The organism is Bradyrhizobium sp. RD5-C2 (genome assembly GCF_019972155.1).
Classification (GTDB): Bacteria; Pseudomonadota; Alphaproteobacteria; order Rhizobiales; family Xanthobacteraceae; genus Bradyrhizobium.
In genome coordinates this window covers 480,025-506,006 of the sequence record NZ_BOVL01000012.1, presented here as the reverse complement: position 1 = coordinate 506,006, position 25,982 = coordinate 480,025, and the positions used below count along the sequence as shown (strand labels likewise).

Here is a 25,982-nt window from a genome sequence, read left to right as displayed (position 1 = left end):
CCCAAACATCATCCGAACCCGAACCACTCTGGAACGTGGTGCCGGCGAGCTGTGCGGCCGTGATGTCGATGTTCTGGTTCGTACCTTGGACGACGCCGCCAACAACGAAATGGCCGCTGGCCGGATCGGTAGTCGAATCCCAGAAGAGGTAGGCGGTCATGCTGTCGCCGTCGGCGTCGCTGACTGAGAACAGGGTTGAGATAGCAATGTTCTGATTGTGGCTCGCAGCGAAGTCCGGGGCGCCAACGTTCGGACTGTGATCAGTCGGCGCCGTTATGTTGAAGCTCGGAGACCAGGACCCCCATTGTGTCCCATCGTTCGCTCGCACCCAAAGTGTGTCAACGCCAGACCCTGACTGGTAGCTAACCTGCGAGAGCTGGGCGGCAGTCACGTCGATTTCCTGGTTCGTTCCCTGCGCCACGCCACTGAGCAGGAAGTGGGCTCCCCCGGTGCCGATATCCCAAAAAGCATATGTGGTAATCGCATCGCCGTTTGGATCGCTTGCGCTGAAGAGACTGGATGCCGTAAAGCTCTGGTGATGGGTCGCCGACAAATCCGCATTCATCGGCGTAACGACGGGGGCTGGCGAAGGCACTATGCTTACAGTCAAAGAAGCCGATGGAGCACTTACATCTCCTGCTCCATCGTCCACGGATGCGGTCAATTTGTGCGTGCCGATCGATAACGGTCCGGACGTCACCGACCAGGTACTCACGAATCCAACCGTTCCGGTGCCCACAGCCACTCCATTGTCATAAAGAGTGACTATTTGCCCGAAGCTGCCGCCATTACCTACAATAACCGGCGTGGTCACATATGTTGCGTTGTCTCCTACGACCCCGGTATCGGAAGCTGCAAAAAGCGCCAGGTTAGTCAACGTAGGCAGCGGAGCTGCCTGAACTACACTCACCAAGAAAGGCGAGGAGGGCAGGCTTCCGCCGTGAAGCGCGTCGCTCTCGGTGGCGGTCAATGTATGAACGCCTCCGACGGGCAAGCTGACGCTGATCGACCAGGTTCCGCTTGAATCGACGACCGCGCTTCCGATTGCCGTGGAAGGTGCTGGTCCTCCTCCGGTCACCACCGGGCCGCTCCAGGAATCACTCAGGATGACCGTATCGCCCGCCTCGCCTGTGCCGGTGATCACCTGTTTCGCCTGGTTCGTATTGCCGTCGCCTTTTATCCCGCTATCCGTAGCTGGCGACAGCGCGAGGCCTGTGGGCGTCGGCGCATAGAACCGCGTCCAACCCAGGAGGTCCATGATTTGCAGATCGACATCAGAGAGAGAGGCCGGAATGCCCGCATTGTACGGCCCGAACGCATCACCGACGGTATGGTCCCAATCTCCGAAATCCTGACCGTTCGATACGTTGTGGAATTCGTAGTCTGTGAAGACCGCCCCTCCAAAAGTGAAATAAGCGGGGATGGTTGCGCCGATCTGTAACGTCGATCGAAACAAATCCATCGGTCCCCAGGCATCATTCTGGATGCCCAGTCCACCGATGCGCCCCATGGCGCCTTCCGAGATTTCGTGCTCCAGCACCCCGACTGTATCGCTGCCATAGCTCCAGTAGAGGTTACTGTTCAGGACAATCGCGTCATCGATGCCGGTGCCGGCTGAAGCGAGGCCCAATATCCTGGCCATGCCGACCGAGACATCGAATCCAGCGCCATGACTTGGATCCGTCTTGAGCCCAAGATAATTCGCCGCGGCAACGTCATCCGGACTCGTCGCCTTTGCGCGAAGCGCGCTTACCAGTGTGAAGAAATCGACGTGAACTGGATTGTAGTTATTTTGTCCCGCGAATTTTACGTCTAGCGGCGTTAAGTCGAAACTCATGTTGAGCACGACTGAATTGTTGAAGTGGCTCTGAAAGTAGTTCTCGGCAGTGATAATCGCCGAGCGATAGGCTGGAGTTACCCCTGCGCCATACGTGTTGTTGAAGACAAGACCGCTTCCTAGATAGGTCACTGTTTCATTCATCTGATTGGTCCTCAGAGTGAAGATGAACCCGGTACCAGCTAAGGGAATGGCGCCTTATTCAAAAGCGAAACGGTGACGGCAAGAACCGACAGATGCTTGATCAACTGATCTGCCATCGCTCACGCTTGCGAACGACGCTAGATCAAGCTTGGTCTATGGCCGTCGTATTTTGAGCCAATCGGCTTCAAGATACTGGACGGAGTTTTGGATCTCGGAACCACTAACCAATCCGGCTTTCCTCCGTTGCGGACCTTGGCTTGCTGGACGTTGTAGCTCTTACTGTAAAAGCAAGTGTTTCAATCAACTTATGGCGAAACATCGGAATTGTCCTCGCTCTTTTGGGTTACCTCGGGAGCCGGCGCCTCGTGCGGGGTGCTCTTGCGGTGCAGAGGAGGGCTGAAGAGCCGAGCTACAACGGCTGGGTGGACGAGTGACCAGTAAGGCCTCTGGCGGCGACCTGCAGCAATCTCAGTTGGGCGGCTTCAATTCGCTGGCCAGCCAGCCGGCCGCGTCACTCTACATCGGGTCTAAAGACATCGAGAGCATTTCGGTCCGCACGCAGGTCGAGCACTCGAACGTGCGTTCCTCGAGCTCGCGCTCGCCAGGCGAGATGCGCGCCAAGGCCATCCGGTGCTTGCGCGCCGGACACATCGGCCGCTCGTTGGTCAAGGCAATCATTTATAAATCTCTAACGTCGATCATGATACAAGGCCAGAGTCTTCGCTTTCGAGATGTCGGACAGAGTAATTCACCGCGCCAGGTGAGACGAAAACGCGACGAGCCGAAACTCCTCACTTGTCAGGAGTGCTAACGTCAGCTGGCAAGCGCGAAGCGGAAATCGCGGGGCTCAGCTTCCCGCCTGAGCTAGCAGATCAAGGCGAGATTATCTGTTTCCGAGTGACAACGCGGATATCGTGTAGCATGAACATTAGGGCTCACGGTAGGCGAGCGATTGACCTCTAGGGCGTCGCGGCATTCATCAGTGGCTGAGAGTTTTGCGCTCCCGCCTGATCCCTGGCGAGCGTTTTTGTGCCGGAATATCGCGCATTCATCGTCGGCCGTGATGGCCACTTCATCGGGTTTGAAGAGCTTATTTGCGCCGATGACGACGAAGCCTCTGGCAAAGCTGGAAGTCTCGTTGAGGGCCACGACGTAGAGCTTTGGAGCGGCGCTCGCCTAGTCGTCATCTTGCGGCATCAGCACCTTCTATCCAGCGAAGTGCACGCCCTGAACCGGCAGATCAACGAATCCCAGCGCATGTCCAAGCGAGCCGAGGACTTGGCGACCTCTGAGCGTATGGACCGATTGACGAGTGACTTGCAGCAGGAAAAGCGCGATCAGCAGAAGCGCGACGATGAGAGTTAAGGCCGCCTCAGTTGGCGGCCTGGAACCTTTCGTAGCTGCGTCCGTACCCAATATGACCGGGATTTTGTTAGTACCCTCTCGGCTGGAAGGCTATGCCGCCCGTAAGATTTTCAAACGGGCGGCATAGCGTTGTTAAGGCCGTCTTAGTTGGCGACGAAGCCGAGCCCAAATAGCCAATACAAATCCTCGCCAAATTCGTGTCAGAAAGGGAAGCGGGCCGAGGCATCCGCCGAGATCCAGCGGCTGCTCGATTCCTCGACCAGAGTGATGAATACGTCCAGGCGGAGCGGGGAGCCAGATGACGATGACGAGCCGTCTCTCGGTTTCCAAGAAACCTTTCCCGGCGCAGGTAAAGGCGGAGGCGGGGACGATCGGGAGTTCGACCTTGGCAGCTTCGATCGTATGTTTGACCAGGAGAACGCCACGCGGCAGCGCCCTCGTGGAGAGGCGGTCATCGTCGAGGACGCTGAGCAGGACGACGCCGACAGCGAGCCATCCATTGGCAGCCTGGACCACGACCAGAGCCAGGAGCGCTGGGCCGCGGGCGGTTCGCCGCGATCTGGAGCTAGACCCCGCCGAGTTAGGTATTGGCGATCGCGAAGGCCTACTCGAGCAGGTCGGGACCGAGGACTGCTGGCAGGGAGGGTTAGCATGAAGCCTTTAACCCGAAGGTTCAGGCTGAGCATGATTGCGGGCGCTGCAGCGGCTCCAGCCGTGGCAACCGTACCATTGGCAAACCCGGACGCTGAGCTGATCGACCTCGGACGCCAGTTCGTCGAAATAGCGAGGAATCCGTGATGCCGCTAGCGAGGAGGCCCTCCGGCTTCACGAGATCGGTGCTGACGACACGGCGGCGGAAGACGCGTTTGAAGCTCGCATAATCACGCTGCGTCCCACTACCAGCGAGGGTATGCGGGTCAAGACGGCGAGAATGTCGAGTTCACCGAAAGCTGCGTCGAAGGCGTGGTCCTCGGCGTGCTGGTGGCCGGCCTGCTTGACAAGCCGCTTCCCGTGGATCGTTTGCCCGAGTGGGCGACTGCCTGGATCTAAGACGGTCCCAAGAAAAGACGCCGCCGGTTTCACAAATACACGCCCGGCGGCGTTTTCTTCCTAAACTGGGACACTTAAATCCCCAGCACAGCTTAGATTGCAGGGCCTATGCCATAGTTGAGACGTTCAGACGGGCGGGATCTGACGGCAGGTTGTGAAGACAAATCCAGCCTTGCTGCATTGCCACTCACCACCGAGTGTATTGCTTGAGACAGAGTGAGGGGCGGCCATCGCCAACAGCACCGCAGCGCCAGCCAGCAAATTTACGACCACCAGCATGCGTACCTTGCCAGTCCACACCGAGTTCGTCATGGCCGTTGCTCCTTCTGGACTAGGAAAGGCTAGGCCGGTTTTGTTTCGAGATAGCTTCGCGGCTTCGGGAAAATGGTTTCGTCGGCACCGGCCGCGCGGGAACAAGTGGCAACTATGGGAGTCATCTATTGCTCCCGTGTCACAGCCCCCCCGACTGCGGGAGATTTGGAATGCGACCCTGGCGTGCCGCACGCGCCAGGGTCGTTCTAATTTGTGGGATGCTTGTGGGGCAGCCCGTATAACGGTTGATGCCGTGCTGGTCGCAGCTGCTCGAGAAGCCCCGTCCAGATCGTCTGCTTGACTGGGGCAGGTGCCTGCCTGGATCTGATCAAAAAAGTAACGCCGCCGGGCTCAAAATACATTGTCCCGGCGGCGTCATGTTTTCCAGCGCTGGGCCTAGTGCCATTAACTTAGCAAGTGCGTGGGCAAATGACTGTTGCCTGACCCACACAGGACTAAGAAAGAGGAGCCGGTAGGCTATGGGGAAGGTGCCGGCTCCTCCGAAACGGAACCGCCAAGACGTTCAAAATCAGTCCCGTCCCTCAGGGAAGCCTGCGCCGGCCTGCTTGCTGATTTGCTAACGGCCTCACGCGGCCGGCGGACAATGGATATCGTTTTCCGGCGAGCCGGATGCTTTTCATAAACGCTTCACAAGCAGCCTGGCTTGAGCCGCATCGATCGCAGAAGACTATCCAATCCGCCTCCGCTGCAGTCGACGGTGCGGGTCGGTTTTTCGGGCTGGACGGCCTGAGATTGCGTGCTGCCGGCGAGCCGCTTGCTCTTTTTCAAACTCCGACCGGTCGCTTCATGCCGATGTGGAGCGACGACAGGCGCGACGGGGGGCGCCGAGATGCTTTTCGTTTGCGGGGCAGGTGGCGGCGATACCGATGCGATCGGCGCTGGCTGCATCGCGGGGGCGCTCGATGTGGCACTGACCGTCGGCTGCTCTGGAACGAGCGAAAGCCGATCGGCCTTCTTAGCGCGCTCCGCTACTGGATACTCGACGCTTGGGGTCGGCGCCGGATCTCTCGCGAGCGCCGCAACCGCACCCATACCGGCATAGCCGATTATTCCCACCGCCAAAATCCGGACCGACATTTTCATTTTTAGAACAAAACCCAAACCGCCGTGTTGTGCCCGTGTTGCGTGGAGTGATTTGTAGGCGTCGGTAATGTGTTGATTTTACGGGTATTGGCTTGCAACGTCTTGCAAGACGAAAACGGACGCTAGAACGAAGCCGAAACTGCAAGAAACCCTTATTTCATCGGCACAAGTTGTGGCGATCCCGGCAGAACGGCCACACCGACCCAAATCAATCACTTAACCTGGCTCACAAGCCTAAGGAGGACAACTACGATCTAAGTGAATTTTCGGATGCTGGCTCACCAGCCAGTTCATGCCAAGAGATTAACATCTACTTGGTGCAAGTAAGCAGTCACGGCCGCTACCGAGCTGAGTTAGCCGATGGAACAGGTCTGTGCCTGAGCAGACAGCCATTCGTAGACGCCGCCCGGGCGCTGATCTCGGCCGGCTTCAATCCGAGCTCGGTGCTGATGGCCGGAGGAGGGGCAGCGCCGCCTGGGCGCTTGGAGCCACGCTCAAGGAAGCTGCAAAGCTGACAGTTGATGAGACCAAGACCTGCTTCGCTCGTTGGAAGGCCTTTTCCTGGTCGGCGGTCGACGCTGAGAAGCGTTATTCCGAGGGGGAGGCCAAACCCGGCGATGGTCAGAGTCTCGCGCTGGGAGCAGGTCTTCTTGACCCAGTCGCGGCTGCGGGCGCCAGTCGGGTAAGCGCTGTCAGCCACCTTCGAGATGACGCTCTCGTAGCCGAGCTTGCAGGCGTGGGTAAACATCTCGGGGCCGTCGACTTCTAAGCTTTCGCTGAATTGGATGTTCCTGCCGGCGATGAGCTTTTTCAGCAAGGCCTTGCGTTCCCTCAGCGGCAATTTCCGCACATCGCGGCCATTGAGATAGAGCAGATCGAAGGCAACCATGACGATCTTGGTGGATTTGCCGCGCAGCTCGTTCTGCAGCACCGAGAAATCGGTCGTCCCGTCGGGTGACGGAACGACGATTTCGCCGTCGAGAATTGCTGAGGCAGCGGAGATGTGCCAGGTATCCTCGGCGACCTTCTTGAAGCGCTTGGTTCAGTCGTTGCCGCGCCGGGTATAAATCTTCACCTCTTCATTGGCGAGGTGGGTCTGGACGCGATAACCGTCGAACTTGATCTCGTGGATCCAGTGCGTGCTGCTCAGCACCTTCTCGATCGGCGACGCCAGGGCCGGCGAGATGAAGCCGGGAAAGGATCGGGCTTCTTTCGCTGAAACGCCACAGCAGCACTCCACAAAACAATAAACCCATTCAAACTGGCATAGTCACAATCGTTCCACCGCGGCAGACGGCGGAGCCGGCGACCTCAGTTGCCGCCATCCAAAGCGGCGACGACTCCGCTGCATCTCAATGCGCCGTGGCCGCTGATATCGTGCCGATGATCTGCATATCTTCGTCACGCACCGTGACGCAACGTCCGGTTTCGGAAGCGATCCTTTGAGCCACCCTCACCTCATCGCGGTATCTTCGTCCGCCAATTCTAGCATGATGATGCTGCCTTTTCCTTGGAAGGCAGCTCGGTTTAGCACGCTGACGATGTACAACTGCTCTTTCTGATCTCCCACGAACCCACTCCAAATGTAATGCTCATCGGAAGGAACGAACTAGAACGCGGAACGTCGGCCGTTTAGCTCCCGGCCTCTGCCCCCAAGCCCTCCGGGAGTAGCGATCCTCGGTGCTGTGGACTCCTCAGGTGCCGAGGGTCGCTGGTTTGGTGGGGACGATTCAGCCAGCCGATCGGGTGGGCTGTTTATCGCCCGTCCTGCGCCGCCGCTTAGGGTCTTGGCCTACGTGGCGGATATAGCGGTGGTTCTGTCGTGCACGTACCCGCCGACGACACTCGGCAAGGCACATCATAGTGCAGTCTGCCGCCGGGGGCATTAGTCCGTAACGTTGGTGTCGTGGGATCAACCAGGTCATTCGTCTTGGGAGCCGAAGGCCTATTTTCCGCGATAGCCAGAGACGACACGGCAACCAGCGTGGTCACCGAGAGCAACGCGGTCCTCATAACTTGTCCTCTCAGCTTCAGGCCTTCCATGAAATGCCCCCGCTACAAGACGCAAGCGCTCACCACCGTGACGAGTACGGTCGCGCTAAAAATCGCTACGCCAAGACAGGCCGCGCTGCCACTGAATAGGGGTCGAAAGGGGGCTGCTGGATCATGAAGCACTTCCCGTTTTTTGGGGCGGGAGCGCTAACCGGGCGTTCTCATCACCGATAGTTGCCACGGGGGTTGCGGTGACAAATCGTTAATACGCCCGCGATCTGGCGGTTCCAAGTTAATTCGGAACTGCAGTCAACGGGAGCTAACATAAATGGCAGGAGAGTTGCCTCAAAGTGCCGGGGCGGCCCGCTCCGGCGGCTCAAGCGCACGGCGCGACCAAGCGGTATAAGACTTGGCGGCGCTGGCACTCAAACTGGAAATTGCAATCCTCCAGCGTGAGAGAGACGGCCAAAGGGCTGAAAGCGTTATGCTCGGCGATCTGCGACTCAACATCCCTAATCAATTCACGAAGCAGAGCCCCCGTGGGCCCATCGGGGAATTGCTGCGCAAGGGCATCCAGACGAACATCCACCATCCGATCGCGCCCTCCGTGGCACCGGATGTTGCAGGTAGCATGGCCGTCAGCGAGCCATTCCGCAGGGCTGCCAGTTGGGAACGAGCGGCCGGACCATTTGGTGTATCGACGCTGGTGCATTCCCAATGATCGCGCCAATGCAGCGCCGGGTGAAGCCGTTACGCCTCGCGGGCGGAGGCGACGATCACCACGGATTGGTCAAGGCGCTTCGCATCCTTTTAACAGGCTCGTTAAGTCCGTCCGGGCGTCGCTTATTCTGAAAATGGATGTTGCACTTCTTGGCGATCGAGACTTGTTCGATTGCAACCATTTGCCTTCATCTGAGCGATCTCGGACGCGGTTTGCTTGTCTCCGCCGACCAGAAACGCAGCGGGCGGAAAGACGATGACCGCGGCTGTCGTCGCGATCGTCTCCTTATCCAAGTATCGGCAATCACGTTCGGCCTTCATTCGTAAGGCTCGTTGCGCACTGAATTCTTTGACCGGCGGTTAACCAATCTCACGCATACTCCACGGCCAGCCAGACCGGAGACGTGGAAGTGTCCTTCCAACTGACCGTCTTGAAAGTGCTGGCCGGCCAGTCCGCCGGACGAGCCTCTGTTGCCGACTTACGGCACGCCGTTGCAATCTTGATGAATAGCGGCAGAGACTGGACCGATCGCATGAAGCGGTTGGCCGAGCATGCGCCGGACCTGAATATCTTCTCGGCCAAGTTCGTGGTGCGCGATGATGCGGGTTGGGAGATCACGGAGCAGGGGCGGCTATTCCTCGCTGCGCTCGAAACCGCCGTCGCCGTTCGAAGGTCGCCGCTTCGGTCAGTGGACGATCCGCCAACGACCGAGGCCGCCGCACTGGAGGCGACGGATTCGACGAGATTGCCTGATCCTCCTCGAAATCGTCGTCAACGAACGCGGCGTCGCCGCGGCAAAGGCCGGTCAAATCGACAGACGGCGTGAAGCCGCGTCGCCAGCTTTAGCCCAGCACTACGATCGTTAGCAGAAACGCAATCCTTCTCGCGCAGCATCGGTCTAATTTGCATTAGTTATTGATGGGCTCGGAGATGATAGGTCTTCCTGACAGACGAAAAGTCTGTGCGTAATCTATCGTTGGACAATGCGTTGATCAGGGTCGGTGGCCTGTCACCGTGTTGTGTCATTGGCAACATCACAGAGAACGGCGCGGCGCTGAAGGTGGATGATCCGCCGTCGCCCCTTCCTGACCAATTCACGCTTATCGTTCCGCCTAGCAAGACCTACGCGTGCAACGTCGTTTGGCGAAAAGGCACATGGGTTGGCGTTGCATTTGTTACCGAGCCGACTATCACGACGCGGTGAATTGCGGGGAAAGCACGACAACAATGTAACCTACATCACAGTCAGCCCGACGGTTTGACTGGCAGTATCCCGCGGTGATTTGGCGGGATGCTATGGACGACGAGTTTTGCAAGGAAAGAGCGCGGACCGTTCGTGCGCTAGCTGAACAGGCCGATCCCCTCATCAAGCTGCGGCTGTTGCAACTGGCGGCCCACTACGAGCGACGCATCGAACGAGATCGCGCTGATCTTCCGGCGGCGGGGTCGCCGATACAGCGATCGTGACTGCCTGCCAAGCGCGTTGCGGTGGGGTTTCGGAGATCGTCAACTGCAGTGGTTGTTGAGAAGGCAGAGCCCTCAGGGCGCTCCAAAATTGAATGCCGCCGGCACCGCGTGCCTGGTCGCCCAGGAATCGAGCTTTCCCTTTCCTGAAAGTGCCAGTTACTCGATCGGCTCGTTCCAGTCGTACGGCGAGATTCTCTTCGCAGTCGTTTACTCTGGCGATCTCCCGCGGTTCCGCGAAGCTGGTCCAAAGCCTCGACGAAACATAGAGAAGAAACATAGAGCGGAGTCACACAGCGAGGATGCTCGCGGTACAGCAGGGCGCCAGAGGTGCCGATCGGTACAGAGCGTCCCAGCCGCGAGGAGCGAACTGGACCAGGACAACGAGCAGGCGGCCCTTGCGACCGCCTGCGAAGATTAGCGTGCTGGCAGTTTGTCTATTGGCAGAGATGTGGGAGTCCGTCGGCCCCCTTGAAAATGGTACCAGGCCTGCAGACAATGCCATTGTGCGACGCGTAAGTGTTCCAGTCGCCGTTCCACGCATAGTAGTCGCCGTAGGCACCGGGTTGATCGTAGGAGCTATATGCGGCGTAGGAATTACGCCAGCCGCTGAAGGGAGCGGTCGCGATCGCTGCGGCCGTTCCGACGGCAGCGCCGGCCACGCCGGCGGCGACACCCACCGGTCCCACGGGTTCGCGATAGGCGGTTCGCCGATGATAATAGCCTCTCGTGCTGTCGTACGGGCTACCGGCTCCTCTATTGAGGCAATTGGCACTGGCAAATTGAGATGCACAGGCGGCCGGGTTGGAGAAAACGGCTTGCGCCGATGCGGGGCTCGAAACTGCGGATGCCACTATCACAGCCGCGCCAAGAACTCTTAGACTCGTCATGGCTTGCTCCCTGGATTTGGTTTGCTTGTCACGTTTGGGCGCCTTGGCCTGACTGAATGCCAAGGGCTGCAAGCTCCCGCTTTCTCGCATCTAACCAAATGCAACCTCCGGAAGTGGTTCCTGTGCATCTCGTGCGCAGCATCAAATCGACGTGACTTGCTGATCGATTGGAGTGTCGACTTCAGCAGAGCCGCGCATGCATGCGGCAAGGAGTCGCGCGGACCAAGGCTGCCGCGATTAATACCAAACGAGGTGAAGGGAACCCCATTCGCCCCACGACCCCGAAGAGAGAAGCGAGAATGCAATTTGATGAAAGGTTGCATCATCGCATAACGACACGACGACCGTGCCAAGATGTGTCGCACTATCTGCGGTCGACCTTAGATTGTGCAGCAACTCCGAACCTGCGCATTTGCGGCGGTGGCGGTATCCTTGATGGCAGCAGACATCCTGACTTGCGCATTTGCGGCGGAGAGCACGTAACAAATTACGCGCCTCATCGACGAAACCATTTGACGCGTCGAATTTTCTCTGCGTTTACATCGTCACGTTCGTCGTAGGTAAGAATTGCCTGCACTCTTTAGGACCGTCATGCGCAACGCTCGCACGCACATCGCAGAGACTGCCGCCAGCGTCCGGGCGCTTATTCAGCGGGCCGATTGGTCGTGCGTGTCCGTGATGACACGGAGTGTGAATTTTCAGCTCGAAGCGAAGCTGATCGGCAAAGCAAGCGTGTAATCGTCGGCGCCGGGCTACTCCCTCCGCCGAAACGGCAGGAGGGCAAGATGAACGCCCGTAACGACCTCAAGAAACTATCCGATCCAAGGTTAGACGCGAGGCTTGTGTTGGCGGCGGCTCGGCTGCGATTTGCCGCGCGGGTGGATTTTCTCGTGGCTCGCTGGCTCGCGCGTTGCGCGACGAACGCCGAGGCCGCGCAACAGTTGCTCAGAACCGTTCAGAAGCCGCCCGCAAATTCGGGATGAGCCAGAGCCCCTGGCATTTCGTCTCCACGTTGGGATGGGACGCCATGATGGGTCTGCGATGTCGTAGAGGTCGGTTCGATGTTCAATTTTGCTTTCGAGAATGCGAACAGGATGCCCAAGTGGGCGGCCGATTCCTTGGGGGCTCGAGACTCAAGGTCCGGCAGTCGAACGGACCCGCGCCAAGGCCCACAATCCGATGACGACGATAGAGGTCAATCCGGGCACGGTTGTCCGGCTGCGCCCCACATGGCCACATCCTTGACGTGATCCTCAAACGTCCCCGGCGGCGTCGTACGACCCGCCCCAGGCGCCCATCCGCGCGGGATGAAGCCGTTCAGCGATGCATCGTGCCTGAGATGCTCGAGCAAACCAACGGCGTCGCGACCGCCGTTGCGCTTGGGGTCCTTTAGTTGCGCGCAAATCTCGGCGCCACTCTTGCCGAACCAGATGAATTCGACGGGTGCGAGTTGCCAGTCGATGCCGGCACGTGGCGGCGACGGTGCCGGCTCGTTGGCCTGGGTCGATGTCATGTGACAGGTCGAGCAGGCGATCTTCTCGGCGCCGATGCGACTGTCGCCCCCGTGGATGTTCATGCCATGCACGCGAGGCTTGGATTCACCTGCTGGCGTCCAGATCGGAATGGCCCTGGCATCGACGTGACAGTTCGCACATCGCGGATGTGTCACAACAGCCTCAATGCGTTTCCAGGCCTCCAACCCCTCGGTGCGGCTGACGCTGCCAGGCGGCAAGACATCCTTGTTGGTTTCGTCCTTGGCCGCAACAATCCCGGTCAGGACGGCAGTTGTCGAAGCGGCAAGAGCGAGCATGATCAGAGACCTCTTCATAGCCCGCCTCACACGAAATCGATGAACTTGTTGAAGGGCATTTCGCGGATGCGCTGCCCGGTCGCTGCGAAGATCGCGTTCGCGAGCGCAGGAGCGGCCGGCGGAACCGGCGGCTCTCCGACGCCCCTCACTTTAGGATCGTTCTCAAGTCCGCGCACTTCGATTACAGGACATTGGTAAATCCGCATCGCTTCGTGGTGATTGTAATTGGTCTGCTGCACTGCGCCCTTCGCGTACGTGAGCTCGCAATTGATTGCATGGCCGAGCCCCCAGATAACGCCGCCTTGCACCTGATTCTCGAAATTGACGGGATCGACGACCTTGCCGACATCGACGGCGACCCAGACCTTGTCGATCCTGATGCCCCTGTCCGTCTTCGTCACTTCGACTACTTCCGCAGTCGGCGTGCCGAAAGCCTCGACAAACGCGACGCCGCGGCCTCGGCCGTTCCCGAGCGGTCCCTTCCAATCTGACATCTCCGCGACCGTCTCCAGCACCTTCCGGTAGGTCGGCACATTGCACATCGCGATGCGCGCCTTCATGGGATCGAGGCCCGCGGCGTGGATCAGCTCGTCGATGAAGCTCTCGGTGAAGAAGCCCGCTGTTGAAGCACCGACCGATCGCCATGTGGTGCTCGGCGACAATCCTTGCGCCTCATAGCTCGTGCCACGGAAGTTGGGGATGTCGTAATATACGTTCCACAGACCCGCGGCCAACTGCCCGTCGGGATCCTTCGATGGGATGCCCGAGCGCTCGAGCAGTCCCTTGAGCGGAGTCGTCGAGGCCAGTTGCAGATCGACGGCAACAATCTTGCCGTTGTCAACGCTGCCCCTGTGCCTGGCGATTGCAATCTGCCGCGGAATGTCCTGGAGAAAATCCTCCTCGCGCGAGAAGACGAGTTTGATCGGCGTGCCGCGCATCTGGTTTGCGATCTCCGCCAGGACGCGAACGTTCTCATACTCGAGACGGTGCCCGAAGCTTCCGCCCGTCCATTGATTGTGGAAGGTGACCTGTTCCGGCTTCAGGCCGATCGCAGCCGCCGCGATATTCTGCACGAATTGCGGGCTCTGATGACCGACCCAGATCTCCATCCCCTTGTCGGTGACGTGTCCGATTCCGTTGAGAGGCTCAAGCGGTTGATGCGCCAGATAGGGTGCGCGATATTCGGCCTCGACGGGCGTGCCGGTCTTTAGCCCGGCCTCAATATCGCCGATCTTGCGCCACTCCTTGCCGAGGAATTCGGGCTTGAACGACGTTTCCAGCACTTTCCAATGGTCGGCCTGCTCGGAGGGGTATGCCGAGGGCGCCCATTCGCAATCGATCGCGGCGACCGCCTTCATCGCATACCAGCTGTTGGTGGCAACCACCGCAACGCCATTCCTGATTTCGAGGATCTTCTTGACCCCCGGCATCGTGCGCGCCTTGCTTGCGTCATATGATTTCAGCGGCTGCCCCTTGTTGGGGTTCAGCTTGACGGAGGCATAGAGCATGCCGTCCATCCTCATATCGATGCCGAACTTTAGTTCGCCCATAACCTTCGAGCGAACATCGAGACGTGTCATGGGCTTGCCCAGCAACCGCCATTGTGACGGATCGCGCGGCTTTGCATCGAGCACGGGCGCTATCTTCGCGGCATCTGCCGCGAGTTCGAGATAGGCAATCTTCTTTCCGTCCGGCAGGACGACATGGCCGGATTGGGTCCGAAGGTCGGCGATGGCAACACCCGCACGCTTGGCTGCGGCGGCCTTCAGTGTCTCGCGCGCGACCGCGCCGGCGACCCGCAGCTTTTGGTAAGTGTCCGGAATCGTACTCGAGCCGCCAGTCATTTGCAGACCGGTTTTTCTGAGATACTCGAGCGTGGCAGCGCGCGCCTCTTCGGCGGCCGGGCTTTGGTCCGCGGCCACGAACGGCGCGAACTCGTCTGCAAAACCCGTGTTGAAGTAGGCGGGACTGGGGCCGGCGAACCGGATCTCGAACTGGCCGGGATCGAGGTCCATCTCTTCGGCGATCATGATCGGCTGCACTGAGCCAACGCCTTGGCCGATGTCGGCGTGTTGCGCGATAAGCGTGATTTTCTCCGGGCTAATTTCGACCCAAGGATTGAAGGTTACGGAGTTCGGCCCGAGATCGGCAGTCAATGGATTGTCGCTGGCAGTCGCGGTTTGCGCGGCTTCGGCGTATGAGCCGAAAGCTACGCCGCCGGCTACGGCAGCCGAGCCGAAAACGAATGCGCGGCGCGAAAGATTCTGGCGGCCCATCTCACTTCTCCGCCATCTTCTTCGCGGCTGCCGCGTGGATTGCCGCCCGAATGCGCGGATAAGTTCCGCAACGGCATAGATTGCCGGACATCACCTCGTTGATATCTTCGTCGGTCGGCTGCGCGATCAGATCGAGAAGCGAGATGGCCTGCATGATCTGGCCGGTCTGGCAGTACCCGCACTGTGGAACCTGATGTTCGATCCAAGCCTGCAGAACTGGGTGTTGGTCTCGCTTTTCCAACCCTTCGAGGGTGACGACCGACTTGCCTGCAATCTCGCCAATATGCGCCTGACAGGATCGGACCGCCATTCCGTCAATCTGGACGGTGCAAGCGCCGCATTGCGCAACTCCGCAGCCGTATTTGGGGCTTGTGATCCCGAGTTCGTCGCGCAGTACCCACAGCAAAGGCATCTCGGGGACCACGTCGACTTGGTGCTTGGTCCCATTGATCGTGAGCTCGATCATGTTGTCCTCGCAGGTTGTAGCCTTGACTTACGGTCAGGCGAAAATAGGACGGTAACTGAGGCTTGCCACACTGCCAAGCGTAGTGATTAGGCAGTCCTGCGCCATCGCGTCGCGCATCGGCAACTTGAGGCGCTGGACAAATTGTACGCTCAGGGGAGACCGGTTGCGGACCGTGCAATGGGAGGCGCAACTTACCTCGCCGTCGGCTTAGGCCGTGAGGCCGCTCACCACTATGCTGAGCTTTCTCTTCGCGAGCCGGAGGCGAAGCTACTGCAAACTCTTACTCGCTCGAGTTCCCCTCGCGCGAACAACCTACCGAGGTTGTCGTTTGGGTTATATCTGAACGGATCGCCGCTCGATCCCCTCCCCTGGCGCACCAATCGGCCTTTGGACGCAGCTCGAGTCTCACTTACCGGATGGGAGGAGCAGCAACGTCGCAAGCCGCCATTCTTCATAACGGGGATGGTCGGTGGTGCCGACCCATCCAGCGTCGGTGCGTCCGGAGGCGGCCGCCTGGCGGGCTTTTCATCATGGCGCCCCAGTCGCGCCTAGGAACTAGCGATCCCCCGCGGCGTTCTGTTAGGTTTTATGTCGCCAACCGGTTACCCTGTAAAATCATTTGACCAGAGAAACATAATTGAGTGCTTTGAAACAGGACGCCGGACCAGACGTTCATCGACTGCTCCGGCAATTGCAAGCGCGCGAAGCGGAGCTGGCGCTCATCCACCGGATCGCCGGCGTCGGTGGCGTTGAGGTTGACCTCCGAGATGGCTTTCAGAATCGTAGGTCGCCCGAATATTTGAAGATCCACGGCTTGCCGCCGACGGCGACGAACGAGTCGCACCAGGATTGGGTGGCGCGAATTCATCCCGCGGATCGAACTCGCGCCGAAGGCCAATTTCTCGAAGCACTGGCTGGTCGGGCCTCGGATTACTCGGCCGAGTATCGCATCGTCCGGCCCAGCGACGGCCAGACACGCTGGGTCCGCGTCGCGGCTCAAATCGACCGTGACGCGACCGGTCGACCGCTCCGCTTGATCGGCGCGCATTTCGACGTGACTGACGCTAAATTTGCAGAACAGGCTTTGCGAGAGAGCGAGGAGCGGTTTCGAACCATAGCCAACAGCGCGCCGATTCCGATGTGGGTCACCAAACTCGATGGCGAGCGCTCATTCGTCAATCAGGCGTATACGGAATTCTTTGAGTTAACCTACGAGGAGGCGTTGAGATTCGATTGGCGCTCTCGGGTGCACCCAGAAGATGCTGCGCGGATCCTGAAGGCTGAGCAGCTTAGGACACTTGTGCCGGCGAACCCTGTCTTATCTAGGAACCGGTTCGCGATCGAAATCAGAATCCTGCGAGCTGGTACGGATTGGAGATGGATCAAGGCGGTTTCTCAGCCCAGGTACGATGAACGCGGTCAGCATGTCGGCTTTATCGGCGTGGCACACGACATCACCTCAGAAAAGCAAGCCGAAATTGAGCTTCGCGCGTCCGAGGAGCGATTTCGACTTATGCTCGACAGCGCGCCGGTGATGATCTGGATGAGCGATTCCGATGGAAGGTGTGTCCATCTCAACCAGATGCTGCGAGAATTCTGGGATGTTTCCGACCAGGAAGCGCAAGGATTTGATTGGAGCAATACACTGCACCCAGAGGATCGTCCCAACGTGGTCGGCAGAGTTTCCCTTGCTCTCGAAGAACGTAGCGGGTTCGCTCTGAAGGCGCGTTACCTTGCTGCGAGCGGCCACTATCGCATACTCGATACGAGCGCTCATCCACGGTTCTCGGCTTCGGGCGAATTCGTTGGGATGATTGGAGCAAACGTCGATGTTACCGAGCGCGATGAGGCGGAGAGAGCGCGCGAGCTACTGGTGGACGAGCTTAACCACCGCGTCAAGAACACGCTTGCGATTGTTCAGGCCATCGCACACCAGACATTCAGAAATAACGCTGATCCGGTCGAAGCCCGGCATGCATTCGAGGGGAGGTTGATTGCGCTTGGGCGCGCGCATGATTTGCTTACGAAATCGAACTGGGAAAACGCTTCGTTGGCCGATCTCACGGAAGCGACACTCGATGCCAGGGGAGTAAATGCGGATCGGATATCGCTCGATGGACCAAGGGTTCTGCTGACCCCTAAACAAGCAGTTTCGATTGCGATGGCGTTGCACGAGCTTCGTACAAATGCAACGAAGTACGGAGCACTCTCCAACGAGGCGGGGCTTGTCCGAGTTGAATGGAACTGGACGAGTGATGCACGGCCACAGCTTCGCATTGTTTGGCGGGAAAGCGGCGGCCCCGCCGTCTCACGGCCGACGCGCCGAGGCTTTGGATCCACCCTGCTTGAACGGACACTGGCTCATGATCTTGATGGAGAGGTGAGCGTGCAGTTTGACCCTGGGGGACTGCTTTGTCGAATTGCCGTGCCTCTCGATGGTAGTCAGGATAGCAACGCAAACGCGAACAGTGACCGCCGGTAATCTTTCCACGCCGGTGAGCAGGTTCAGTGCTCGCGCGTCCCGGGCGAGATGCTGTCAGCTACGACGGTGCCTTGCGGTGGATTCAAACAGGAGCGTTTGGCCATCCGGTTTTGGCTGGTTCCGCTAGCGACATTGCCCTCGCAACCACTCCGTGGGTTAAACAAGTCGAAGACCGGTGCATCTGACACTATCCACTGGATCAGGGCAGCCGAAGCCACCGACATCGTGTTCGGCTGCGCCCACCGTCACTATGTGCGGTCCCATGGGTCCGGCCCTTGGTGCGCCACGCGCGGGGACAATCGTTTTCAGGCTCAACCGTTGGTCTTCGATCGAGACGCTTGGTTGGTCGTGCTATGCTCGCAATGGATGAACCCGCAAGTCGGCTTCAACGGCCCAAAGTTTGTGTTTTCCCTGGTCTATTCCTTGCCAGCCACGATTTTGCCTCTCAGTATCCGGCAAATTGCTCAGTGTCATGCAGTGATTCGCATGGGGCATTGGGATGCACGATCTAACACTCTGGAATGGGCTAACGCGCAGGGAACAGCGTATTGTCATTAGATTGTTCGGTGGCGGATCCACACACAGCGACAGCGTGATCGAAACGATCAACCTTACGCGGTTGGGCCTCATCTCAGAGAGTGGATTGACCTCTGCCGGCCTCGAGGTGTTCAAGGCTGCGTTCAAAGCGCAACGTGAATTGCGCAAATCGGGTTGAGTGCTTTTTGCGCTTGAACCGCAGGTCCCAGCTGCCGTTGAGATCGCAGTGGATGTTTCGCAGCACTAAAATCAGGGTGTCTTTCTAGCTAACGACATTAAAATTTGCCTTCGGGCATCAATCCTCTCCAGCGACATATTCCGCTGTGCAGACATAGCTCTTCGAACAAGATGCACGGTCGCTGGCGCGAAACTTGCTTCGGTTCTAGCTTTGGATTTCGAGAGAAGCATGCTTACTGAATTTGATCAGAACACTATTGCGAACATGACCGCGGCGCTTGACTTCGTTTGCAAGAAGATCCCTGCCGACAAAGATAGCGACGAGCTGAGAAAGCAAATTGCCGACGGTCTTATTCTATGTGCTCGAAACGGTAGTTGCAGCCTGGCGGATCTACAGGCCGCGGGACTACTGGTTCTAAGTTCGCATCTTCGGTCGCGGCACCGTCACGGCAAGCTATTCGCTAACATCGCTGGCACGTTTGAATATCTTCTACGTCGAAAGGTGAAGTAGCGAGGAGAGACACCTAACGAGAGGTGCGGTGGGCCGATGTTGTACGCCGAGCACATCCCTTCGATGCTAGACGAGAAAGCTGCACGCCGATCCTCCCGTTTCGAGGTCGGCTTTTGAAGGCCTGAATCTCGGCAAGCGAGCGCAGCTTGTCAGCGTAGGCGGGGCGTGACGCCGGTCTGAGTGGCGGCCTGCCTGCGCGACTGGTATAACTCAAGTACGGTCCGAGAGGTCTCCGGCTTGAGCCGAGAAAACGCGATCTTGAGATCGTCCAACCTGCTTGCAGCAATCCGTCCCTCCGGAGCGCCGAGAAACAGCAATGCCATGGCGGTATCCCACGAGAAATCGAGCGCGCTTGCAAGTATGAGTACCATTTCTCCTGTTTGGTCGTGTATGGCGCGTTCGGCGACGTTTACCGGCATCGAGCACAAGAGCGACAGAGCGATTGCAGCCTCGTCGCGCTTTTGTTGCTGCGCGTAAGCGCAGATCTGTGTCTCACTTAAGTTTCCCTGGCGATGTAATGATGAGACGGCCTTCTTTGCGGCGAAATACTGCGCAGATGCAGGTCCAAATGTTGCGTGTATCGAGCCGGTGACATCGGTGACTGAGGTTTTGATTTGGTCCGCTAGCTCCGGACGTTCGCTACCAAGCTTTTGTTTGACCTCGCCTGAAGCCTTTGCAATCAACTGCTGGAAGACGTGCCGCGGAATGTCGGTTCGTTGACCAAGGGTCTCAGCTAGAATGTAATCGCCCTCAGAGCGCTTGAGTAATGCCAGAAATCCAGATTCAGAAAATCGCGCCCCGCAATTTGCAGCAACGGAATGAACAACCTCTCGATTCCCTCGTGTCACGAGAACATCGGTGACGGCTTCACAAAGCGTCGCGCGCTTGGAAATAGCCAAAAGGTGGTCTTGGCTTTGCGTGCTCGCGCTTGTCACCAGCGCACGTACGTCGAGGCGATTCGAATGACGGAGAATTTGGCCTGCTACAGCTATCGACTTGTCTGACGCCAGCTTGTTGACGATATTGACTGGAGCGCTTTCGACTCGAGCCAATCGGTCCGCGAGCTGGGCTCGTGCCTTGATTTCAATCTCGCTTGCGAGACGCTCTATGATGGCTCCGAATAGCCAAATTTGATCGTCCGAATAGCGGCCGGCGATCAACAGATCGGTTGCATGCCATAAGGCTCTTTCGCGACTGTCCGGAGTGCCCTGCGAAATCGAGTCCTCGAGCTCATGCAGCAACGCCGCGGAATCGTCCATGGAAAAATCCGAAATTAAACGGGCAATATAAGCTTCAATGCAGTACCGACCGAAGGTATGCACTTCGTTAAAGATTGAGTCTCGGGCCGATTTTGCGGTGCGATGGCCGGTTAGCCAACGTAAGTCCTGCAAACATGCGCTGGGTGAGGAGGCGGTGGGGTGAGTGGCAATCGCGTCTAACCCGGGCGCCTGGCCGCATCGGCCAAAGGCCGACTTCTTCCATAAGGATATGCGGAAGGCGCCCCGTGCGATCAACGTTCGGCGTCGAAGAGAAGCGTCAACGTGGTCGCAGGAGGAACAAAAGCTCTCGACGTAACGGTTTACTTGTCTCTCGGGTGTCGTCGCGATTGTGCTCGAGTTTTCGCGTCTTTGGTGTCGAGGAGAGAGGAAGCCAGCGCGAGCAAGGCTTCTTGAACCCTCTTTTTGGCTGACCATATCCCAATACCCCACCAGAAATCGCCGGGAAGGAAGCCCTCCGTCAGACCCAGCGCTATTCGACAGCCCATTGCCCACGCCATCGACGCGCTGCGGTCCTGAAGGATTTTCTTACGGGGAATTGAAGCGTCTCGCGCAAATTCAAAAACAACCCAGCATGGCCGGTCTTTGGACCTTCGGCCGTTGCCGGCGGCTGGCTGATTTCTGCGTTCGAGACAGGCGATCGGGCAGCGATCGCGGCGCACCCCGGCATGGCATAAAATCACCCGGACTTTGGCAGGATATCACCTTGTCGGATGCACTCCGGATTCCGATGCTCGGAGCCTAGGAGAGGAGACACCCCGAGCCCTGAATTTCTGCGGCGCAACGCACGCAGATGGGCACGGCGATCAGCAAATGTCTCCGAGGAGGAACCGGATGCTGCAACTGTCGCCCGACCGCACGCGAAAAATCCTCGCCGATGCCGCGTTCAGGGAACTGGTCTCGGGACGGGCGCGGTTGCGATGGGGGTTGTCGATCCTGACTCTGCTCATGTTCTTCGGTTTCATCGCGCTGATTTCGACGGCGAAAGCCGCGCTCGGCGCGAGCTTCGCCGGGAGTGCGATGCCGGTTGGCTTCGCGATCGCGCTTCTCATGGTCGCAGCAATCATCGCGTTCACGGGCTTCTATGTTCAACGGTCGAACACGCGCTTCGACGAACTTACGCGCCTCGTCAATCAGGAGTTCGGCCGATGATCGTTAGGTCGCTGTTGATCGCGCTTTGCGTCGCGTTTCCATTCGCGGCCATGGCCCAGGGGACGACGGCGACGAGGGTGCGGGGGCCCGACTGGATCGCGATCGGGATGTTCCTCATGATCGTCGCCGTCACGCTCGTCATCACCTGGCGCTCGGCCGGCAGCACAGGATCGAAAGCAGGCTTCTATACCGCCGGACACGCGATCACCCCGGTGCAGAACGGGTTGGCGACCGCCGGCGATTTCCTGTCGGCGGCGGCCTTTCTCGGCATATCCGCGCTGGTCTACGCCAACGGCTTCGACGGCTTCATCTACGCACTCGGGTTTCTCACGGGATGGCCGATCGTGCTGTTCCTGATGTCGGAGCGAATGCGCAACCTCGGTAGCTACACCTTTGCCGATGCGGCCGCGTTTCGCCTGCAGCGGACGCCGGTTCGGCTGGTCGCCGCGACCGGAAGTCTCGTCGTCGTCCTGTTCTACCTGATCGCGCAGCTGATCGGTGCGGGCAAGGTGATTCAGCTGCTGTTCGGCATGAATTACATCTTCGCCGTGCTCGGCGTCGGCGTGCTGATGATCCTCTACGTGATCGTTGGGGGCATGCAGGCCACGACATGGGTGCAGATCACCAAGGCCGTGTTGCTGCTGTGTGGCGGAACACTGCTCGCTCTGGCCGCGTTGTGGCATTTCGACTTCAGCCTCGGACGGCTGCTCGCGGCCGCAAGCCAGGTCCATCCCAAAGGCGCCGCCATTCTCGTGCCCGGCGGCCTGTTTGCCGAACCGGTGTCCGCCATCTCGCTTGGCCTCGCGCTCGTGTTCGGCACCGCCGGCCTGCCGCACATCCTGATGCGGTTCTTCACGGTGAAGGACGCCGCGGCGGCCCGCAAATCCGTATTCTATGCGACGGCCTGCGTCGCCTATTTCTGCTGGATCATTCCGGTGCTGGGCTTTGCCGCCGCTGCAATCCTGATGACCGATCCCAGCTATTTCAACGTTGCGGCGTCCGGACAGTTCAACAAGATCGCCGATCTGATCGGCGGCCCGAACATGGCGTCGATCCATCTCGCCCACGCGATGGGTGGACCGCTGCTGCTCGGATTTATCTCGGCGGTCGCATTCGCGACCATTCTCGCCGTCGTGGCCGGCCTGACGCTCGCCGGCGCCTCGGCTGTCAGTCATGACATCTACGGCCAGGTGCTAGCCGGCGGCAAGGCATCGGAAGTGCGCGAGCTGCTGGTCTCGAAGATATCGGCTGTCGCCATCGGCGTCGTTGCGGTTCTGCTGGCCTATGCTTTCGAGAACCAGAACGTGGCTTTCATGGCGGGGCTTGCATTGTCGGTGGCCGCGAGCTGCAACTTTCCAGTGCTGGCAATGGCGATGTTCTGGCGTGGCACCACCACGCGCGGCGCCGTTGCCGGCGGCCTCGCTGGCCTCGTCGCATCAGTCGTCCTCGTCGTGCTCAGCAAGACGGTCTGGGTCGCCGTCTTCGGCTTTTCAACGGCGTTGTTCCCGTACGACAATCCCGCGCTGTTTTCGATGCCTCTGGCCTTCCTATTGGTCTGGCTGTTCTCGGTGACGGACCGGAGCGAACGCGCATCGTGCGAACGCGAAGCGTTTGCTGCGCAGTTTATCCAGTCAGAGATCGGAACAGCTTTGGCCAGCAAGCGACCAGCTCTCGCCGCCGCGGTCTCGTGACATCGAGGAGCCGGGCATGACCAACGCAGTTCAACTCGATGAGACCCACGACCCGGCGCGGAAGAGTTTCGTCGAAACGGCAAACCGCATCGCGACCGATTTCCCGATCCAGAATCTACCGCTCGGTGTCTTCGGCACCGCGGCCGATCCGCAGCCGCGGATCGGTACTGCCATCGGGGATCTCGTCTTTGACCTGAAGCGGGCGCTCGGTTCGGATGAGCGTCTTACGGCGTCGATCCGCCAGGCGCTGCAGCAGGATACGCTCAATGCGTTGTTCGCGCTCGGACCCATGGCGCTACGGGAGCTGCGCCGCCTCACCGCCGATCTGCTCGGCCAGGGCAGCGCGGCCAATGACACCAGATGCCGCGCGTCCGAGCTCCTGACGCCGATCGCGGATGCAACGCCGCATCTGCCGACACGGGTATCGAACTACACGGACTTCTACGCCGGCATCTATCACGCGAGGGCGGCGGGCGCGCTCCTGACTCCGGAAAATCCGCTTCCCGCGAACTACAAATGGGTCCCCATCGCCTATCACGGCCGGGCGTCGTCGGTGCAGGTCGGGCGCGGGATCGTGCGGCGGCCGCTCGGGCAGCGTCCGCCGGCGGCGATTGGCGGCGCTCCGAGCTTTGGCCCGTGCGAACGGCTGGATTTCGAGCTCGAGATGGGTCTCTACGTCGCTGCCGGCAATCGCCTCGGCAATCCGGTCCCGATCTCCGAGGCATCGCAGCAGATCGTCGGCTATTCGCTGCTGAACGACTGGTCGGCGCGCGACATCCAGCGCTGGGAAATGTTCCCGCTTGGGCCGTTCCTCAGCAAGAGCTTTGCGACCTCGGTGTCACCCTGGGTCGTCACGTCGGACGCGTTGGCGCCGTTCCGCGTCGCGGCGCTGGCGCGCCCGGATGGCGATCCGCGGCCGCTCGATTACCTGTTCGACACGGCCGATCAATCGCACGGCGGCCTGGACATTCAGCTCGAGGTCCTGCTCTCGACCGCGCAGATGCGCGCCGCGAGCCAGCCCGCTGCGGCGATTCTCACATCCAACGCCAAGCACCTGTACTGGACGCCGGCGCAGATGGTCGCGCACCACAGCATCAACGGCTGCAATCTGCAGCCGGGCGACCTGATCGGCACCGGCACCATCTCGGGACCTAGTCCGGCGCAGCTCTCGAGCATGCTCGAGTTCACCGCCGCAGGAGCACGGCCGGCCGTGCTACCGAACGGCGAGAGCCGCGGCTTTCTCGAGGATGGCGACGAAGTCACCTTCCGCGGCCGCTGCAGCCGGGAGGGTTTTGCGAGCATCGGGTTCGGATCATGCGTCGGCAGGATCGCGCCGGCGCATGCCGCGATTGCTGGAAGCGACCATACCTGATTGGCGGGAGGCCGATATGGAGTTTCAGTCGCCGCTCATCTACGCGCATCTGCAGGGCGCGGCGGTCGACCCGGAGGACGTCCGTTTCGGACAGCTTCTGACGCTGGCAGTCGGGTTGTCGCTGCTGCAGGTCACGCGTCTGGCGATGCTGCTGGCCGCTGCACTGTAGGGTGGCGGAAATCCGACGGCGAGCGGTTGGTCCATTTCTTGAACGCCTTGCGGAAGCTCGTCGCGTCGGCAAAGCCGACACGCTCGGCGACCTGGTCGATTGCCAGATGCGTATTCTCCAGCAACTCCGTCGCAATCGATCGCCGCATCCCGTCGACGATCGACTGGAACGATCGCCCATCCTCCGCCAGTCTGCGGTGGAAGGTTCGCAACGACAGCCCGAGCTGCGATGCGATCTCCGGCGCGCCGGCAAATCGGTTGGGACTGTTGAGGCATGCGGCTCTGATCCGCCTGACCAGTTCGGATTCGCCGGGCCGTTCGGTCATAACGACGTCGCAGAGCTGCTGGCAGATCTTCGCGGTGATCGGGTTGGCATTGGGGCAAGGCAGATCGAGTATCTTGGCGTCGAAATGCCATTCCATGCGGTCGGCACCGAAGTCGATCGGGCAGTTGAACATCCGCTCATAGTTGCGCCAGTGCACGGGGGCCGGGAACGGAAAGATCATCCGCTTGCTGGGGAAGGGTGACTCGAGGATGCGGCTGAACACCGCGGTCATCGAGCTGCGCCAGAATTCCGCGGCAAATGGCAACAACTCGCCGAGCGGATCGAGCCCGTGGCTGCGCAGGATCGCGGTTGTTCCGTGCTCGATCCGGAAGCTGATCTGCCGCACCGCCGGTCCGGCCATCGTGATGTGGTCGAGGGAGAACATCAGCGCTTCGCCGAATGTCCGGCTCGACACCAGCGCATAGCCGTAGATTCCGTAATCACTGATGCGCTGCCGAGCGCCCGCGAGCAGCCCAATGTCGGATCGCTTCGCCAGCCGCATCGCGTTGCGGTAGATCGCCAGCCGTTGCCGGTGCGAGATGCGCGCATGGGGATCCTCGAGCTGGGAAGCGTCGAGACCGGTCCGTGCAAACAACTCCCGAACCGACACGCCCTGCGCCGCGAGCTCGGCGGCCAGTGCGGCCAGGCCCAGCAGGCTCTGCGTCGGCGCATCGGGATCGCTCGAGATCGGCATCACGATCTTGATCGATTTCATGGCGGTTCCTCTACGTCCGGCTGGCACAGATTGACAAGCCAGCGAACGGCTCTTCCGGCCGATTGGCAATTTTCGACATCATAATTGGCAGAGCTTGACGTTGTCACGCTTGTTATGACGCGCAACATTCAAAACATCAGAACA

19 protein-coding genes and 2 pseudogenes are annotated in these 25,982 nt (G+C 59.6%); 11 read left to right on the top strand and 10 right to left on the bottom strand.

Features of this window, described 5'->3' with window-relative positions; all coding sequences use genetic code 11:
* Nucleotides 1-1,981 (bottom strand): Ig-like domain-containing protein (locus BraRD5C2_RS16740; protein WP_223969797.1); only part of this gene is annotated, 1,981 nt, incomplete at its 3' end.
* 516 nt (nucleotides 1,982-2,497) lie between these two features.
* On the bottom strand, nucleotides 2,498-2,659 hold the full coding sequence (locus tag BraRD5C2_RS16735) for a response regulator (protein ID WP_223969796.1): 162 nt from the start codon (nucleotides 2,657-2,659) through the stop codon (nucleotides 2,498-2,500).
* Nucleotides 2,660-3,010: 351 nt separating this feature from the next.
* Between BraRD5C2_RS16735 and BraRD5C2_RS16730 the strand changes: the two genes are divergently transcribed.
* Nucleotides 3,011-3,346, top strand: coding sequence for a hypothetical protein (locus BraRD5C2_RS16730; RefSeq protein ID WP_223969795.1), 336 nt, complete (start codon nucleotides 3,011-3,013; stop codon nucleotides 3,344-3,346).
* Nucleotides 3,347-4,522: 1,176 nt separating this feature from the next.
* Here BraRD5C2_RS16730 and BraRD5C2_RS16725 read toward each other — a convergent pair.
* Nucleotides 4,523-4,708, bottom strand: a complete 186-nt coding sequence (locus tag BraRD5C2_RS16725) for a hypothetical protein (RefSeq protein WP_223969794.1) — start codon at nucleotides 4,706-4,708, stop codon at nucleotides 4,523-4,525.
* 1,705 nt (nucleotides 4,709-6,413) lie between these two features.
* Nucleotides 6,414-7,052 (bottom strand): annotated as a pseudogene (locus BraRD5C2_RS16720) (ATP-dependent DNA ligase); the annotation flags it as partial.
* A gap of 1,161 nt (nucleotides 7,053-8,213) precedes the next feature.
* Here BraRD5C2_RS16720 and BraRD5C2_RS16715 point away from each other — a divergent pair.
* On the top strand, nucleotides 8,214-8,525 hold the full coding sequence (locus BraRD5C2_RS16715) for a hypothetical protein (protein WP_223969793.1): 312 nt from the start codon (nucleotides 8,214-8,216) through the stop codon (nucleotides 8,523-8,525).
* Nucleotides 8,526-8,647: 122 nt separating this feature from the next.
* Here BraRD5C2_RS16715 and BraRD5C2_RS16710 read toward each other — a convergent pair whose 3' ends face one another.
* Nucleotides 8,648-8,845, bottom strand: coding sequence for a hypothetical protein (locus BraRD5C2_RS16710; protein ID WP_223969792.1), 198 nt, complete (start codon nucleotides 8,843-8,845; stop codon nucleotides 8,648-8,650).
* A gap of 89 nt (nucleotides 8,846-8,934) precedes the next feature.
* Between BraRD5C2_RS16710 and BraRD5C2_RS16705 the strand changes: the two genes are divergently transcribed.
* The 3 genes from BraRD5C2_RS16705 to BraRD5C2_RS16690 all read left to right on the top strand — a co-directional run bounded on the left by BraRD5C2_RS16705 (nucleotide 8,935) and on the right by BraRD5C2_RS16690 (nucleotide 11,862).
* The gene (locus BraRD5C2_RS16705; protein WP_223969791.1) at nucleotides 8,935-9,351 is read left to right on the top strand and encodes a hypothetical protein; all 417 of its coding nucleotides are present in this window, start codon (nucleotides 8,935-8,937) and stop codon (nucleotides 9,349-9,351) included.
* Nucleotides 9,352-9,821: 470 nt separating this feature from the next.
* Nucleotides 9,822-9,992, top strand: coding sequence for a hypothetical protein (locus tag BraRD5C2_RS16700; protein WP_223969790.1), 171 nt, complete (start codon nucleotides 9,822-9,824; stop codon nucleotides 9,990-9,992).
* Between the two features lie 1,672 nt (nucleotides 9,993-11,664).
* Nucleotides 11,665-11,862 carry a hypothetical protein gene (locus tag BraRD5C2_RS16690; RefSeq protein WP_223969789.1) on the top strand — a complete coding sequence of 66 codons (198 nt, stop codon included), beginning with the start codon at nucleotides 11,665-11,667 and terminating at the stop codon, nucleotides 11,860-11,862.
* Between the two features lie 212 nt (nucleotides 11,863-12,074).
* On the opposite strand, the gene BraRD5C2_RS16685 is transcribed toward BraRD5C2_RS16690, so the two are convergent.
* From BraRD5C2_RS16685 to BraRD5C2_RS16675, 3 genes are read right to left on the bottom strand one after another with little or no spacing between them, the layout of a single operon-like run.
* Nucleotides 12,075-12,707 carry a hypothetical protein gene (locus BraRD5C2_RS16685; RefSeq protein WP_223969788.1) on the bottom strand — a complete coding sequence of 211 codons (633 nt, stop codon included), beginning with the start codon at nucleotides 12,705-12,707 and terminating at the stop codon, nucleotides 12,075-12,077.
* Nucleotides 12,708-12,715: 8 nt separating this feature from the next.
* Nucleotides 12,716-14,965 carry a xanthine dehydrogenase family protein molybdopterin-binding subunit gene (locus BraRD5C2_RS16680; RefSeq protein ID WP_223969787.1) on the bottom strand — a complete coding sequence of 750 codons (2,250 nt, stop codon included), beginning with the start codon at nucleotides 14,963-14,965 and terminating at the stop codon, nucleotides 12,716-12,718.
* A 1-nt stretch (nucleotide 14,966) separates the two neighbouring features.
* The gene (locus tag BraRD5C2_RS16675) at nucleotides 14,967-15,431 is read right to left on the bottom strand and encodes a (2Fe-2S)-binding protein (RefSeq protein WP_223969786.1); all 465 of its coding nucleotides are present in this window, start codon (nucleotides 15,429-15,431) and stop codon (nucleotides 14,967-14,969) included.
* Between the two features lie 685 nt (nucleotides 15,432-16,116).
* Here BraRD5C2_RS16675 and BraRD5C2_RS39805 point away from each other — a divergent pair.
* Both BraRD5C2_RS39805 and BraRD5C2_RS39800 read left to right on the top strand, forming a co-directional pair.
* Nucleotides 16,117-17,280, top strand: a pseudogene (locus BraRD5C2_RS39805) (PAS domain-containing protein); the annotation flags it as partial.
* A 24-nt stretch (nucleotides 17,281-17,304) separates the two neighbouring features.
* The gene (locus BraRD5C2_RS39800; protein ID WP_463671635.1) at nucleotides 17,305-17,913 is read left to right on the top strand and encodes a sensor histidine kinase; all 609 of its coding nucleotides are present in this window, start codon (nucleotides 17,305-17,307) and stop codon (nucleotides 17,911-17,913) included.
* 1,374 nt (nucleotides 17,914-19,287) lie between these two features.
* On the opposite strand, the gene BraRD5C2_RS16665 is transcribed toward BraRD5C2_RS39800, so the two are convergent.
* The gene (locus BraRD5C2_RS16665; protein ID WP_223969784.1) at nucleotides 19,288-20,397 is read right to left on the bottom strand and encodes a DUF2336 domain-containing protein; all 1,110 of its coding nucleotides are present in this window, start codon (nucleotides 20,395-20,397) and stop codon (nucleotides 19,288-19,290) included.
* Nucleotides 20,398-21,249: 852 nt separating this feature from the next.
* On the opposite strand from BraRD5C2_RS16665, the gene BraRD5C2_RS16660 reads away from it, so the two are divergent.
* The 4 genes from BraRD5C2_RS16660 to BraRD5C2_RS16645 are packed head-to-tail and all read left to right on the top strand — an operon-like array spanning nucleotide 21,250 to nucleotide 24,799.
* Entirely contained in the window at nucleotides 21,250-21,567 is a 318-nt protein-coding gene (locus BraRD5C2_RS16660; protein WP_223969783.1) for a DUF485 domain-containing protein, read from the top strand.
* Nucleotides 21,564-23,258, top strand: a complete 1,695-nt coding sequence (gene actP, locus BraRD5C2_RS16655) for a cation/acetate symporter ActP (protein ID WP_223969782.1) — start codon at nucleotides 21,564-21,566, stop codon at nucleotides 23,256-23,258. The genes BraRD5C2_RS16660 and actP overlap by 4 nt, the downstream gene beginning before the upstream one ends.
* A 16-nt stretch (nucleotides 23,259-23,274) precedes the next feature.
* Nucleotides 23,275-24,630, top strand: a complete 1,356-nt coding sequence (fahA, locus tag BraRD5C2_RS16650; RefSeq protein ID WP_223969781.1) for a fumarylacetoacetase — start codon at nucleotides 23,275-23,277, stop codon at nucleotides 24,628-24,630.
* A gap of 16 nt (nucleotides 24,631-24,646) precedes the next feature.
* Nucleotides 24,647-24,799 (top strand): hypothetical protein, encoded by a 153-nt coding sequence (locus tag BraRD5C2_RS16645; RefSeq protein WP_223969780.1) that lies wholly within the window; start codon nucleotides 24,647-24,649, stop codon nucleotides 24,797-24,799.
* On the opposite strand, the gene BraRD5C2_RS16640 is transcribed toward BraRD5C2_RS16645, so the two are convergent.
* Nucleotides 24,762-25,838: an AraC family transcriptional regulator gene (locus tag BraRD5C2_RS16640; protein ID WP_223969779.1), complete on the bottom strand. Its 1,077-nt coding sequence runs from the start codon at nucleotides 25,836-25,838 to the stop codon at nucleotides 24,762-24,764. The two genes, BraRD5C2_RS16645 and BraRD5C2_RS16640, sit on opposite strands and share 38 nt — an antisense overlap.
* Between the last annotated feature and the right edge of the window lie 144 nt (nucleotides 25,839-25,982).

Excerpts from the sequence above, each read along its gene's own strand:
- BraRD5C2_RS16735 (WP_223969796.1), bottom strand. The coding sequence starts at position 2,659 with ATGATTGCCTTGACCAACGAGCGGCCGATGTGTCCGGCGCGCAAGCAC.
- BraRD5C2_RS16725 (WP_223969794.1), bottom strand. The coding sequence starts at position 4,708 with ATGACGAACTCGGTGTGGACTGGCAAGGTACGCATGCTGGTGGTCGTA.
- BraRD5C2_RS16710 (WP_223969792.1), bottom strand. The coding sequence starts at position 8,845 with ATGAAGGCCGAACGTGATTGCCGATACTTGGATAAGGAGACGATCGCG.
- BraRD5C2_RS16700 (WP_223969790.1), top strand. The coding sequence starts at position 9,822 with ATGGACGACGAGTTTTGCAAGGAAAGAGCGCGGACCGTTCGTGCGCTA.
- BraRD5C2_RS16690 (WP_223969789.1), top strand. The coding sequence starts at position 11,665 with ATGAACGCCCGTAACGACCTCAAGAAACTATCCGATCCAAGGTTAGAC.
- BraRD5C2_RS16685 (WP_223969788.1), bottom strand. The coding sequence starts at position 12,707 with ATGAAGAGGTCTCTGATCATGCTCGCTCTTGCCGCTTCGACAACTGCC.
- BraRD5C2_RS16680 (WP_223969787.1), bottom strand. The coding sequence starts at position 14,965 with ATGGGCCGCCAGAATCTTTCGCGCCGCGCATTCGTTTTCGGCTCGGCT.
- BraRD5C2_RS16675 (WP_223969786.1), bottom strand. The coding sequence starts at position 15,431 with ATGATCGAGCTCACGATCAATGGGACCAAGCACCAAGTCGACGTGGTC.
- BraRD5C2_RS16665 (WP_223969784.1), bottom strand. The coding sequence starts at position 20,397 with ATGGACGATTCCGCGGCGTTGCTGCATGAGCTCGAGGACTCGATTTCG.
- BraRD5C2_RS16660 (WP_223969783.1), top strand. The coding sequence starts at position 21,250 with ATGCTGCAACTGTCGCCCGACCGCACGCGAAAAATCCTCGCCGATGCC.
- actP (WP_223969782.1), top strand. The coding sequence starts at position 21,564 with ATGATCGTTAGGTCGCTGTTGATCGCGCTTTGCGTCGCGTTTCCATTC.
- fahA (WP_223969781.1), top strand. The coding sequence starts at position 23,275 with ATGACCAACGCAGTTCAACTCGATGAGACCCACGACCCGGCGCGGAAG.
- BraRD5C2_RS16645 (WP_223969780.1), top strand. The coding sequence starts at position 24,647 with ATGGAGTTTCAGTCGCCGCTCATCTACGCGCATCTGCAGGGCGCGGCG.
- BraRD5C2_RS16640 (WP_223969779.1), bottom strand. The coding sequence starts at position 25,838 with ATGAAATCGATCAAGATCGTGATGCCGATCTCGAGCGATCCCGATGCG.